This window comes from Phyllobacterium sp. GQ127 (assembly GCF_059758635.1).
Genome location: NZ_JCAXDZ010000003.1, coordinates 101,661 through 111,980, shown reverse-complemented (window position 1 = coordinate 111,980; position 10,320 = coordinate 101,661). Strand labels below are relative to the sequence as shown.

11 protein-coding genes and 1 pseudogene are annotated in these 10,320 nt (G+C 53.6%); 7 read left to right on the top strand and 5 right to left on the bottom strand.

Annotation, left to right across the window (positions count from 1 at the left end):
* Positions 1 to 12: 12 nt before the first annotated feature.
* Positions 13 to 750, top strand: a complete 738-nt coding sequence (gene surE / locus AC6CHM_RS12535) for a 5'/3'-nucleotidase SurE (protein ID WP_498173392.1) — start codon at positions 13 to 15, stop codon at positions 748 to 750.
* On the opposite strand, the gene AC6CHM_RS12530 is transcribed toward surE, so the two are convergent.
* The gene (locus AC6CHM_RS12530; RefSeq protein ID WP_115054248.1) at positions 751 to 1,641 is read right to left on the bottom strand and encodes a DMT family transporter; all 891 of its coding nucleotides are present in this window, start codon (positions 1,639 to 1,641) and stop codon (positions 751 to 753) included.
* Between the two features lie 133 nt (positions 1,642 to 1,774).
* On the opposite strand from AC6CHM_RS12530, the gene AC6CHM_RS12525 reads away from it, so the two are divergent.
* Entirely contained in the window at positions 1,775 to 3,040 is a 1,266-nt protein-coding gene (locus AC6CHM_RS12525; RefSeq protein WP_115054249.1) for a cation:proton antiporter, read from the top strand.
* Here AC6CHM_RS12525 and AC6CHM_RS12520 read toward each other — a convergent pair.
* Complete coding sequence (locus AC6CHM_RS12520; RefSeq protein WP_307280578.1) at positions 3,037 to 3,303, bottom strand: hypothetical protein; 267 nt, start codon at positions 3,301 to 3,303, stop codon at positions 3,037 to 3,039. The genes AC6CHM_RS12525 and AC6CHM_RS12520 overlap by 4 nt on opposite strands.
* A 24-nt stretch (positions 3,304 to 3,327) precedes the next feature.
* On the opposite strand from AC6CHM_RS12520, the gene AC6CHM_RS12515 reads away from it, so the two are divergent.
* A complete protein-coding gene (locus AC6CHM_RS12515) occupies positions 3,328 to 3,777 on the top strand; it encodes a DUF3592 domain-containing protein (protein WP_307280573.1) in 450 nt (149 codons plus the stop codon).
* Here the strand turns inward: AC6CHM_RS12515 and AC6CHM_RS12510 are convergent.
* On the bottom strand, positions 3,774 to 4,136 hold the full coding sequence (locus AC6CHM_RS12510; protein WP_307280570.1) for a winged helix-turn-helix domain-containing protein: 363 nt from the start codon (positions 4,134 to 4,136) through the stop codon (positions 3,774 to 3,776). The genes AC6CHM_RS12515 and AC6CHM_RS12510 overlap by 4 nt on opposite strands.
* Positions 4,137 to 4,285: 149 nt before the next feature.
* Here AC6CHM_RS12510 and AC6CHM_RS12505 point away from each other — a divergent pair, with 149 nt between their 5' ends.
* Both AC6CHM_RS12505 and AC6CHM_RS12500 read left to right on the top strand, forming a co-directional pair.
* A complete protein-coding gene (locus AC6CHM_RS12505) occupies positions 4,286 to 4,792 on the top strand; it encodes a GAF domain-containing protein (RefSeq protein WP_498173390.1) in 507 nt (168 codons plus the stop codon).
* A 5-nt stretch (positions 4,793 to 4,797) separates the two neighbouring features.
* Positions 4,798 to 5,226, top strand: coding sequence for a DUF6314 family protein (locus AC6CHM_RS12500; RefSeq protein ID WP_354343459.1), 429 nt, complete (start codon positions 4,798 to 4,800; stop codon positions 5,224 to 5,226).
* 58 nt (positions 5,227 to 5,284) lie between these two features.
* On the opposite strand, the gene AC6CHM_RS12495 is transcribed toward AC6CHM_RS12500, so the two are convergent.
* The gene (locus AC6CHM_RS12495) at positions 5,285 to 6,163 is read right to left on the bottom strand and encodes a LysR family transcriptional regulator (RefSeq protein WP_498173388.1); all 879 of its coding nucleotides are present in this window, start codon (positions 6,161 to 6,163) and stop codon (positions 5,285 to 5,287) included.
* A gap of 111 nt (positions 6,164 to 6,274) precedes the next feature.
* On the opposite strand from AC6CHM_RS12495, the pseudogene AC6CHM_RS12490 reads away from it, so the two are divergent.
* Positions 6,275 to 7,338, top strand: a pseudogene (locus AC6CHM_RS12490) (YeiH family protein).
* A gap of 448 nt (positions 7,339 to 7,786) precedes the next feature.
* On the top strand, positions 7,787 to 9,454 hold the full coding sequence (locus AC6CHM_RS12485; protein ID WP_162802584.1) for a GGDEF domain-containing protein: 1,668 nt from the start codon (positions 7,787 to 7,789) through the stop codon (positions 9,452 to 9,454).
* A 274-nt stretch (positions 9,455 to 9,728) separates the two neighbouring features.
* Here the strand turns inward: AC6CHM_RS12485 and AC6CHM_RS12480 are convergent, their stop codons facing one another.
* The gene (locus tag AC6CHM_RS12480) at positions 9,729 to 10,232 is read right to left on the bottom strand and encodes a tyrosine-type recombinase/integrase (protein WP_498173386.1); all 504 of its coding nucleotides are present in this window, start codon (positions 10,230 to 10,232) and stop codon (positions 9,729 to 9,731) included.
* Between the last annotated feature and the right edge of the window lie 88 nt (positions 10,233 to 10,320).

Below are 10,320 nucleotides of genomic sequence, written 5' to 3'. Positions count from 1 at the left end.
AAGGCGAATGCGATGAGAATTCTGGTTTGCAATGATGACGGGATTGACGCGCCGGGACTGGCAGTACTGGCAGAGGCGGCCAAGCTGATAACGGATGATGTCTGGGTAGTCGCGCCGGATGGCAAGCGCACTGCCGCAGGCGCTTCGATCACCGTTGGCAAACCTTTGATAATGCGGGAGCTCGCACCCAAACGCTATTCCTGTTCTGGCACGCCTGCCGATTGTGTCGTCACCGCGATGAGCTGGCTGTTCAAGGATCAGGACCGGCCCGATCTGGTGCTTTCGGGCATTAATGATGGGCGGAACGTAGGCGAGGATCTGGCCTATTCCGGTACGCTGGGCATTGCCCGGGAAGCCTCATTTTGGGGCATTGCTGCAATCGGATTTTCGCGGGTTAAGAAGCCGGAGCAGGCGGAGAATGACGTCAAATGGCTGGCAGATTTTGTTCGCACCCTTTGGAACGAGCGTGATGAATGGGTGCTGGAGGGGCATTGGCTGAGTGTCAATCTGCCGACCCTGTTGCCAGCGGAAATTCGCCAGCCGCGCATAGGCCGCGACAAGATCGCGCTACGCTCGGAGGTGGTGAGCGCGGAGGGTGAATTGACCACGCTGATCGTCCCGCGCGGCCGCGCTCACACCAGCGAAGAGGGCGACGACAACGATCTGATCGATCGTGGCTATGTCTGCATTAACCGGCTGAACTGGTTCGGCGAGGCGCAGCTTGATGCAGGTCTGCTCGGGGAATTGTAGTCAGCCGCGGCGGGCGACAAGGATACCGAGGATCACGATAACGCCGCCTATGGCCTGCATCAGACCTATAGGCTCGTTGAGCAGGAACCAGGCCAATGCTGCGGCAACGACCGGCTGCAGGAGCAGGGTCAACGATGAGAAGGCGGGAGGCAGGAAGGCGAGCGCATAGGTGATCATCCCCTGGCCCGCCGCATGAGAAATGAAGGCCAGACCTGCCAGCACTGCCCAGGCAAACAGCGTCAGCGGTATGAGGTTTGTTTCAAAGATCAGCGATACGGGCAGCATGCAGATTGCCGCGGACGCTGTGCTCCAGATCATGATCGTGCGGGTGGAAAAACGCACGCGCAGACGGCCGATGACGAGAATATAGCCCGCATAGAAAATGGCCGCGACAGCCGCCGTTGCATCGCCTGCAAGCTTGCCATCGCCCAGCGCTGCCGGACCACCTTTTAGCACGACAACGCCGATGAGCGCGGTCGCAAGGCCGATGAGAAAAATCCTGCTGACATGGGCGCGGAAAATTGCCCAACTGCCGAGCGTAACAAAGATCGGCGCGAGATTGGCCAGAAGTGTTGCATTGGCAACGGAGGTCATATGCAACGCGAGGTGCCAGGCAGCAAGATCAGCGGCCAGAAAGATGCCGGGCATGGAGAGCCAGAAATAATCGGCAAGGCTTTCGGGGCGGGCATTGCGTTTGACATCCGGCATGGCTTTTGACCAGACCAGAAGCGGAATGAAAGCCAGCGCAACGCGCCAGAAAGCGGTTGTCATCGGCCCGACCTCGGACAGGCGCACGAAAATCGGTGAGCCGCCGATAGCAATACCTCCGAGCAGCAACGCAGCAAGAGCTAATCGATTGGCGTTGACGGTCTGTATGCTCTGGGCGGTCATGAAAGGATTTCCGGTGTTTGCGATGTGTCTATACGAAATCGCCCATAGAGCAAATTCGAATGATTGACGTTTACAGTGAAGGGAACTTCATGTTCACGGAACCAAAGCGCCAGCCGATGGTTTGAAGTGAAGTATGGGAATAAACAGCTATCTCGTTCTGATCGCTTTGTTCGGGCTGGTCGTCTTGATGACCTCCTGGTTGCCCATGTTATTGAAGGGATTTCCGCTTTCCCTGCCCATTGTCTGCATTGCTTTCGGCACCCTGTTTGTCTGGACGCCGCTGTCGGCAATGATCGGCGACAATCCCCTCGACAGCCGCTTTCTCACGGAAAAAATAACCGAGTTTGTCGTCATCATTGCCCTCATGGGTGCCGGTCTGAAGATCGACCGGATATTGGGCTGGCGTAGCTGGATGACAACGTGGCGGCTGCTGGCCATATCGATGCCCCTGACTATCGGTGCCATCGCATTGCTCGGCTGGAGTTTTCTCGGGCTTGGAGTTGCTTCGGCCTTGCTGCTCGGGTCAGCGCTGGCGCCCACAGATCCCGTGCTTGCCAGCGATGTTCAGGTGGGGCCGCCGCAATCGGGGGAGAAGAGCGAGGTACGTTTTGCCCTGACTTCCGAGGCGGGGCTGAATGACGGGCTGAGTTTTCCATTCGTGCATCTGGCAATCGCGCTCGCGGCTTCAAATACAACGGGTGCTCCGTGGTTTTTCGACTGGCTAACGACCGATGTCATATGGCGGCTTGCTGCGGGCACGGGGCTTGGCTGGGCTACCGGCAAGCTGCTTGGCTATCTGACCTTCCGGCTCCCGAACAGGGCGGGGCTTGCCCATACGGGCGACGGTTTCGTGGTGCTGGGGATCACATGCCTGAGCTATGGGCTTATAGAGATGGCGCATGGCTATGGGTTTGTCGGCGTGTTTGTCACTGCGCTGACGCTTCGCCATGCGGAGCGCAACAGTGGCTATCACGAAAATCTGCATAGTTTTGCCGAACAGATCGAACGTCTGATGATGATGGTCGTGCTTGTCTGCTTTGGCGCCGCCATTGCGGAAGGCAGCGTATTTCATCCGCTGGACTGGCGGATCGTGGTGGCATCGCTGATCATCCTTCTTCTTATCCGCCCGATTGCCGGTTGGGTGGGGCTGCTGGGAAGCCCCATCGAAAAAAGGGAAAAGGCCGTTATCGCTGTTTTCGGTATTCGCGGCCTCGGCTCATTCTATTATTTGGCCTATGCGCTTGGTCACGCGCCGTTTTCAAATGCCAATATTCTATGGGTAACAGTGTCACTCGTCGTGCTTATATCTGTCGTGTTGCATGGCATCACGGTTACGCCAGTCATGCGTTGGCTGGAGCGGAAGAATGATGAGATGGAAGCGGGTAAAATGCCGGACTAAGTCCCCAGGTCATGTCCTGTCAGGAAAAACAGCGCATAGGCAAGACATGGGACAAACCAGAGCAAAGCCCATGTGCCGAAACGGCGGCGCGTATTCCAGGCGAGAATCGGGCCCAGAACTGCACTGACCGGCCAGACGCTGAGAATGTAAAAATACTTCTTTGGAAAGGCACCAGTGAAGGCCAATGACATCATGGCCGGCGGAAAAGAGAGAACGCAGAGAATTGTGCAAATGATAAAAATTGCGAAAACTGGCTTACGCATGAGTCACTGATCCGGATTGCTGGCATGGAAAAACGCGTCATCCACAAAGTGCTACTGTGCACCATATGCGTTGTTTTGTTTTTTAGTTTCGGCTGGTCCGTATTGTATGTCCGTCACTTCGTAAACAATGCAATGGAAGGTAAAGGCCATGTGACAAATCTGGTCAAGAGCCACTCAACTAAGTCCAATGTCTATAAGCCGGTTGTTGAGTTTCAAACAGTTGAGGGTGCCACTGTCGAGTTTACTTCGTGGCTGGGCACATCGCCGCCGCGCTTTAGCGTGGGGGAAAGCGTGAGCGTGTATTACGATCCGCGAAATCCGCAATCAGCCATTATCAATGACTGGCTTTCGCTCTGGGGCGGGTCTGCCATCCTTGGCGGTCTGACAATGATTTTCGCTGTGATAGCCTATATGATGTACTTCCGTGTCAGCTTTGCAAAACCACGCAAACAGCACAACTCTGCGAAAGTTTAGTGGCTGCTGCGATTGCGGTTGATCCATTCAAAATCAGACTCAAGGGCCGTATCGACTTTTGCTTGCATGTTTCGATAGCGGCGCAAAAGTTCTTCGCCGAATTCCGTGACGACAGCGCCGCCGCCCTGCGCGCCGCCGCGCTGCGAATCGACCACTGGCGCTGCGAACATTGTGTTCATGGCGCTGACCAGCAACCATGCGCGGCGATAGGACATATCCATGGCGCGGCCTGCCGCAGAAATGGAGCCGGTTTCGCGAATATGTTCAAGCAGCTGCATTTTCCCCGGCCCCAACCGTTCCTTGTCAGGAAAGTCGATGCGCACATAAGTTTGCAGGTCGCCTTTGGCGTTTGAACTCATTGTAATTGCACCTGTGGAAATCGGTTCCTATCTATAGCAGGGCCCGAGGGAGTGTACATTGCCGGATCGGGTTTCGTTTGCTTGACAAGGCAGGTGCATCGGCAGAAATGTGGCCACGTGTTACGCAGGCTATAAGGGAAGGATTTTTCATGTTTGCTGCAAAAGCGATCACAGAAGGCGACAAGCCACAGTTCTACAGGGAACTGGGCGATCAACTGGAAGCGCTGCTTGCGGACGAGAATGATCCAACTGCCAACGCGGCCAATAGTTCGGCGCTGATCTTCCAGATGCTGCCGGACATCAACTGGGCCGGGTTCTATTTCCTGCGCTCACAAAGTGAGCTTGTGGTCGGGCCATTTCAAGGCAAACCGGCATGCGTGCGCATTCCCGTGGGGCGCGGCGTGTGTGGAAGCGCAGTTCTGCAAGCATCCTCTATCCTCGTTGACGATGTGCACGATTTTCCGGGCCATATTGCCTGTGATGCGGCCTCCCGCTCCGAGCTGGTGGTGCCCTTGATCCATGATGGACGGGTTTTTGGCGTGCTTGATCTCGATAGTCCTATACCATCGCGTTTTGACAAGGATGATCAGGCAGGGGTGGAAAGATTGGCAGCAATCTACACGGCCGCATGCGTCTGGGAAGAACAGGCGGATTGATTTCCATGCTTGATCGATCAAGCCAGGCGATCGAAAAATTTGACGCAAAAATAATCTGCGGCGCATGGCAGGTAAAACGCAAGGTGATCGATCATCGCGCCGGAGCGATATATGGATTTACCGGGCGCGCCATCATAACCACCGAGCTTTTTGAAGAGCGCGGCGAAATGTCTGTCGGAGCAAATGTGCTGCAGGCAGTCCGGACCTATCGGCTTGCCTTTGAAGATGGGGCAGTGCGGGTGCTCTACCCGAGCGGCAATGAATTTGTCAGCCTGCGATATGGCCCATCACAACGTGTGTCGCATCTATGCGGCAGTGATCTCTATAATGGACGGTTTTTGTTTGAGAACAGCAATGCTTGGGTGGAGGCGTGGCGTGTTCATGGCCCGCAAAAGCGATATTCAAGCATGAGCTGGTATGTGCGTGCGGTTTGAGGTTGTTTTGCCATGCCGTCGAACCACGCACAACGACATAGCAATCAAAGAGAATGAGTTACCCACACAGCCCCTCCAATATTTCCGATGCTTTGCTGCTGTGCCGTTGTTTGTGCCGCAACATGCGAAAGCGGCGGACCGGCAGCTTGAAGGCGGCCTCGACGACAAGCCCTTCGCGTAGATAGGCGCGGGCAGCAGCGCTGGAAATGACGGCGGCACAATTTCCGGCGCAAACAGCGGAAAGAACCGCCTCGTTGGAGGGGAGAACCAGCGCGATCTTCAGATCGTCATGGGAGACTTTGAGATTATCGATGGCATGTTCAAACTCCGAACGCGTGCCCGAACCCTGTTCCCGCATGACCCATGAAGTGCCGCCGACGATATCCTCAGCCTTCAACGGACGTTTATCCGCCCAAGGATGGCATGGCGCGACAACGATAATCAGAGCATCTTCCGCCACGACTTTCGAGACGAGAAGCGGTGCATCAATCTCCCCCTCGACAAAGCCGAGCTCTGCCCCGCCTTCCGTGACCGCTTCGGCCACCGTCCTTGTATTGCCGATGGTCAGGTCAATCTCAATGCCGGGATAATCCTGTTTAAAGCGCATCAGGAAAGGCGGCAGCCAATAGCTGGCGATTGTCTGGCTGGCATAAAGGCTAAGCTTGCCGCGCCGCAGACCGCCAAGCTCTGATAGCATCAACTCAGATGAGCGTACCCGCGCCAAAGTTGCCTTGGCCTCACCAAGAAAAACGCGGCCAATCTGCGTCAGTTCGATACGTCGTCCAACACGGTGGAACAGCTCGACGCCGTAAAAAACCTCGAGGTTTTTAATGGCGCTGCTGACCGCCGACGGCGTGAGGTTAATTGCTGCCGCGGCTTGAGTGAGATGCTCGCGTTCTGCCACGGCAACGAAAATGGCGAGTTGTTCAAAGGTCATCAGAAAACCATTCGATTTTATCGAACAAAATATGACAGAATATTCGATAGAAGTCGATAATATTGCATGAGATAAGTCTGCCATGATTGAAATTTCTAAAATGGCAAGCTTATGACCATTCCTCATCGCCTCCTTCCTGTTCTCCCTGGGCTTGCCCTTTGCTGCGCCGTTGCTTTTGCAGCGGTGGCTGGCGAATATATCCAGAGCGCGGTTTTTGGCGTGAGATGGGTGGAAAGCCTGGTTTTGGCCATAGCAATTGGCATTGCCATCCGATCATTGCGTCAACCGGGCCAATCGCTGCTCGTTGGTATTGATTTCAGCGCGAAACTCCTGCTGGAATTGGCAATCGTTATGCTTGGCGCATCTATCAGCCTGACAGCGATGAAAGGGGCAGGCGCCACACTGATTGCCGGAATAGCGGGCGTTGTCATTTTGTCGATCAGCATCAGCTACGGCATTGGCAGGCTCTTCGGATTGCCACCAAAACTTGCGACCTTGATTGCCTGCGGCAATTCGATTTGCGGAAACTCCGCCATTGTTGCGGTCGCGCCAGTGATAGAGGCAGACCGCAAGGAAATTGCCGCCGCGCTGACCTTTACGGCGGTGCTGGGCATAGCAGCCGTGTTCTTCCTGCCGCTGCTCTATTTCCGCACCGGAATGAGCGTACCGCAATATGGGACGCTGCGGGCCTGACCGTCTATGCCGTGCCGCAGGTCATTGCTGCGACGGCTCCCGCAGGATTGCTGGGTGTACAAACCGGAACTTTGGTCAAGCTGGTGCGCGTGCTTATGCTTGGCCCTGTGCTTCTCGTACTTGGTGCGATCATGAAGGCCGATTTGCGCCATGAAACCATTGGAGGGCGCGAAGTCCCGCAAGATGATTTCCGCTTTTACGCCAATCCAAGCGGGAAGCGGATTGCCCTGGTGCCGTGGTTCATCAGCGGATTTGGCATAATGATGATGCTGCGCTCGACCGGACTGATACCTGAGGCGGCAATTGCGCCAATGGGGCAGCTTTCCAGCGTGCTGACGATTATTGCCATGGCCGCGCTTGGATTATCGGTTGATATTCGCTCTGTTGCTCATGCTGGCGGGCGAGTGATGGCGGTGGCAACCCTCTCCCTCGCATCGCTTGTTACAATCAGCTTCGGGCTAATAGCTTTGCTGCAGTTGTAACAATGGTTTTTACGTGCGTTACTTTTAAATGATGGCGCAGAAATTTAATATATCGAAACTACTTTAAGTAGTGTGAGGATGTAATAGGAAGCCTGAAATAACATTCCTTGTAATCCATTGGTATGGTTGTAACCTTCGAAGATTATACTATATTTACGCTTCCCCGGTTTCGGGTTGATAGACTTATTTTGTACGAAGCCAGATCATGCAGTCGAGCTGATCGAAAGTATTGTTCTGTAATAATAATAAGTATTTTATACGATTGTTTTGTTTTTCATCAGTATTTTAATTATATAGGTACATATCTTTTCAGAAAGCCATAAACGTGAACAAGCCAGATATTCTATACGCAGGCTTGCGGTCAAGAAAATCGACAAGAGGCCGCTTGAAAGTGCACCTTTGGTGCATGGCTCTGCTTGTTATGATATTCACTTTGATAATGGCAGGCATGTCTATTTATAATTCTATTCAGGCATTTAACAGAGCCGTGACTAATCTGGCGGATATACAGGGTTTTTCTTTTGTTTTCATGGCTGCAAGTTTTATTTCAGCGGAACGGGGCCCTGCCAATATTTTGATGAGCGTGGACGATGCTTCCCGCGACCAAGCCTATGAAAACTGGCAGATCGCCCTGCAAAAGACTGACGCTGCGCTCAGCAAACTGGACACAAGCAGTGTTCCCAGAAATCTCCTCAAGGATGTGCGCGAGCAGTTGCGGCTTGGACGCATGAAAGTCGAGGCGGCACAATTCACAAATCCAGGCACATTACGCTATGGCGAGATCCATGAGGCCATTGTTCACCTGTTCCAGGCCCGAGAGAGTTACGACAAAATTGTTCAACAGCAAGGAACCGAGCTGCTACGCCATGATGAGGATTTGGCCGCCGTTGTATTCAGGGTGACGATGCTCAGCAATTTGCGGGAATATGCTGGTAGGTTGGGATCATATTTGATTGCGCCAATGGCCGTAAGAAAACCAATTCCTGCCGAGAATGTGATCCATATGCGGATTATCGGGGGGCGGATCCGTGAAATCTGGCATTTGCTAGAACTCGGCAGAAAACCCGACGTTGAAGCCTCATCAGATGATCAAAAACACGAAGAAGCAAATTCACGCTACATGATTGGAGGGCTTGCGCTGATTGATCATCAGATTCGCACTGCTCAGCAGAATGGAGTTCCGGCTCTTGATGCGGTTACGTTTACTAAGCAATATTCCGCTGCAATGAAGCCATTGGCAGAATTGCGGGATATTTATTTTGCTGCATCCGTCGCCAAATTTGAAAAGCGCGAACGGATTGCGCGCCAAGCGCTCTATTATACAAGTGCGATGGCGTTTGTGATCCTCGGGCTGGTCGTCGGTCTGGTGGTGGTGGTGCAGAATTATATATTCAAGCCGCTTTTCCGCGGAGCCGAAGCAATCGTGTCGCTTGCCGATGACCTGCCGACGGATCTGCACCGGGAGACGAGGCATGTTGCCGAAATCCAGACGCTTTATTCTGCGCTTGAGGTCATTGCCATCAAGCTGAAAGAACGATCTTTTCTGGTCGCCCGGCTTGAACATCTGGCACATACGGATGGGCTCACGGGGCTTCTCAACCGGCGGGCGCTGGATATTTTGGGCAATTCAGCAACAGAAAACTACACCGATCTGGAGTCGATACCTTTCCTGATGCTTGTGGATATCGATAATTTCAAAACCATCAATGACAAATATGGGCACGTTGTGGGGGATGAGGTCTTGAGAGAAATCGCACAGCTGATGCAAAACAATATTTGCGACAGCGATTACGTGGCCCGTTTTGGCGGGGAGGAATTTGCAATATTGCTGAATGACAGTTCGTGCATGGATGCAGCCATCATTGCCCAGAAATTGCGACTGGCGGTCGAGCGCCTTGCCATGACGACTTCGGATGGGAGCGTTTTGAAAATCACGGCGAGCTTCGGCGTTGCGCAAGTCGGAGATCAGTCCTGGAGCGAAACAGTCAATCAGGCTGATCTGGCGCTTTATCAGGCTAAAAAGGCTGGGCGTAATCGCGTGCGTTTTGCCGATCAGGTTGCCGACGCCTTGGAGCAGTATAGTGGGGCCGAAATCGAGGCGGTGAGGCACTCCTAGCGTTGTTCCGCTATCTGTCTGCGCGAGCTTTAAATTTTTTGGTGATCCCGACTGGATTCGAACCAGTGGCCTACAGATTAGGAAACTTATATTCCAATAGTAATATCAATCACTTGTAGCTCCATGTCGCATTTGTGTCGCAATTATCCCAAAAGAGTGAGCTCTGAAGCGGCCAATTCTTCGGCATCGTCATTGCGTGGGGACAGATGGCCATAAGTATCCATTGTCAGGGTGAGAGTGTCCAAGGCGTTCCTGCACCATTTTAGGCGGCAAGCTAAGCCCGCCGTCTTCCCGTCTGTTGATGCACCATGATGCATAGAAAATGCCGCAGCGAATGGAAGCCGGTATATTTCGCCTTCGATATTGGATTGCCGTCTTTGTCTGTCTCTCCGGTCTGAACCGACACGCCAGCTCGTATCTGTGATGGTTGGAATCCGCGCTGCATTATTTTTGACAGAGATTCGACCTTCCCGAGACTGTTTGGAAATATCAATTGCTCCGGCCGGATTTCTTCCGTCAGATGTTTCCATCTACATCCTTCTGCCTGTCCGCGGGAGTGGGCATTCCAGGCCAAGAGCGGAATAGGCACCGTTCGCTCCCCGGCTTCGGATTTAGGTTTGCCAATTTGATTGAAGCGATCGGCCCTCTGGTGAACCCGGACTTCTCGCCCTTCGATATTGACATCTGACCATCGCAGCCCGCGTATCTCCGAAGCGCGTGGGCCTAGTGAATATCCAGTCAATAGCAATGGCCGCCATTTGCCCTCCAGGGCGTCCACAATAGCCTTGATCTTCGCGGGAGAATGTCCCGATCTCAGCTTGCCTTTCCGGCGCGTCTCTTGATGTCGGTCTTTGCCCTTCTGTCGG

What these genes read in the sequence shown, in the direction of transcription:
- surE (WP_498173392.1), top strand. Translation starts at nt 13, where the DNA reads ATGAGAATTCTGGTTTGCAATGATGACGGGATTGACGCGCCGGGACTG.
- AC6CHM_RS12530 (WP_115054248.1), bottom strand. Translation starts at nt 1,641, where the DNA reads ATGACCGCCCAGAGCATACAGACCGTCAACGCCAATCGATTAGCTCTT.
- AC6CHM_RS12525 (WP_115054249.1), top strand. Translation starts at nt 1,775, where the DNA reads ATGGGAATAAACAGCTATCTCGTTCTGATCGCTTTGTTCGGGCTGGTC.
- AC6CHM_RS12520 (WP_307280578.1), bottom strand. Translation starts at nt 3,303, where the DNA reads ATGCGTAAGCCAGTTTTCGCAATTTTTATCATTTGCACAATTCTCTGC.
- AC6CHM_RS12515 (WP_307280573.1), top strand. Translation starts at nt 3,328, where the DNA reads ATGGAAAAACGCGTCATCCACAAAGTGCTACTGTGCACCATATGCGTT.
- AC6CHM_RS12510 (WP_307280570.1), bottom strand. Translation starts at nt 4,136, where the DNA reads ATGAGTTCAAACGCCAAAGGCGACCTGCAAACTTATGTGCGCATCGAC.
- AC6CHM_RS12505 (WP_498173390.1), top strand. Translation starts at nt 4,286, where the DNA reads ATGTTTGCTGCAAAAGCGATCACAGAAGGCGACAAGCCACAGTTCTAC.
- AC6CHM_RS12500 (WP_354343459.1), top strand. Translation starts at nt 4,798, where the DNA reads ATGCTTGATCGATCAAGCCAGGCGATCGAAAAATTTGACGCAAAAATA.
- AC6CHM_RS12495 (WP_498173388.1), bottom strand. Translation starts at nt 6,163, where the DNA reads ATGACCTTTGAACAACTCGCCATTTTCGTTGCCGTGGCAGAACGCGAG.
- AC6CHM_RS12485 (WP_162802584.1), top strand. Translation starts at nt 7,787, where the DNA reads ATGTCTATTTATAATTCTATTCAGGCATTTAACAGAGCCGTGACTAAT.